Source organism: Nocardia sputi, from assembly GCF_023501985.1.
The window spans coordinates 1-1,738 of the sequence record NZ_JAMFLC010000066.1; the positions used below are offsets into that span (position 1 = coordinate 1).

Below are 1,738 nucleotides of genomic sequence, written 5' to 3' on the forward strand. Positions count from 1 at the left end.
ACTGGATCTGGCACGGTTTGCGTGATTGACCCGACCCGGATTGCCAACGCGCGCTTGATAATCGATCATGTGGCCGGTGTTCTGATCTTGGACCGATGGCGGTCCTGTTCCCGCATCTGGATGGGCTGAGGATCGACGGTGTGGACTCGGCCGGGGTTCGGGTGCGAATCGATGCGAGGACGGGTGACGAACCAGCCGTGTGCCCAGGATGCGGCGCGTTGTCCCGCCGAGTCCACAGTCGCTACGGACGCCGATTGTCCGACACCGCGATCACCGGCAGGGAGGTGGTGATCCGGTTGCGAGTGAGGCGATTGTTTTGTGACAACTCCGACTGCGGGAGAAGGACTTTCGCTGAACAGGTGCCAATGCTGGCAGCGCGGCATGCGCGGCGCACCGCCGTCCTGCAACGCCTGCTGCGCGCGGTCGCACTGGCCTTGGGTGGTCGCCCGGGAGCCCGCATGACTCGGCATCTGGCGGCCACGGTCAGCCGGATGACGCTGCTGCGGCAGATCCGGGCGCTGCCTGATCCGGACCTGGCGACCCCGCGCGTGCTCGGCGTCGACGACTTTGCCCTTCGTCGCGGGCACCGCTACGGAACAATCCTGATCGACATCGAGACCCGGCGACCAGTCGACGTGCTCGGTGACCGGACCGCCGCAACCCTGGCCGCCTGGCTGCGTGCCCATCCCGGCGTCGAGATCGTGTGTCGCGACCGCGCCGGCGCCTACGCCGAAGGCATCGCGGACGGCGCGCCCGACGCTCTGCAGGTCGCGGACCGTTGGCACATCTGGCACAACCTCGGCGAGGCAGTCGAGCGCGTCGTGGCCCGATACCGAAACTGCCTCGACACCATCACCGCCCCCGAAGGCGACACCGATTCAGACAGCACGGATCGGCAGGAGATCCCGATTCCCGAAGTCGTTGCGCCACCGCCGGACCGGACGGACAAATGGGCCGTGCGGACACGCGCACGTTATGCCACGATCCACACACTTCTCGCCGACGGCGTGAGCCTGCGGTCGATCAGCGCTCAGCTCGGTCTTGCCCGGGGAACCGTTCGACGTTTCGCACGGGCCGCCACCGTCGAGGAGTTGCTGGTCAACACCGGCACCGGGCAACGCCGGAGTCTACTCGAGGAGTTCAAGCCCTACCTGCATCAGCGATGGAACGAGGGCTGCACCAATGCCACCGAGCTATTCCACGAGATCAAGGCCCTCGGTTACCGCGGCGGACCGAAGATCGTGATGAACTACCTCCACCCGTTCCGGACGATTGGCCAGATTCCTCGCGCTGTCCGCAAGCCGCCGTCGGTGCGTCGTGTCGTGAGCTGGCTTATGAGCGACCCCACCAGCCTCGATCCCGATGATCGGCAGCGGCTCGATGCGATCCTCACTGCCAGCCCCGAACTCACTGGCCTGGCCGGTCACATCCGGGCCTTCGCAACGATGATGCGCCAGCTACGCGGCCGTGAACTGGAGCAATGGATGAAAGCCGTCGACGCCGACGACCTACCAGCCCTGCACTCATTCGTCCGTGGCCTGCGCCGCGACTTCGACGCGGTGACCGCCGGCCTGACCCTGCCCTGGAACAGTGGGCCAGTCGAAGGGCATGTCAACCGCATCAAGATGATCAAACGCCAGATGTTCGGGCGCGCGAAACCAGACCTTCTTCGGAAGCGAATCCTGTTGAGCGACTGAGCGACCCGGACCAGCCGAATCACGGAATTTGTGCCAGATCC

At 65.7% G+C, this 1,738-nt stretch carries 1 protein-coding gene; it reads left to right on the plus strand.

Translation table 11 applies throughout. From position 1 onward, the window contains the following. The first annotated feature begins 95 nt into the window (after window positions 1–95). The gene (locus tag M8859_RS36625) at window positions 96–1,697 is read left to right on the plus strand and encodes an ISL3 family transposase (RefSeq protein WP_249645676.1); all 1,602 of its coding nucleotides are present in this window, start codon (window positions 96–98) and stop codon (window positions 1,695–1,697) included. Window positions 1,698–1,738: the final 41 nt, after the last annotated feature.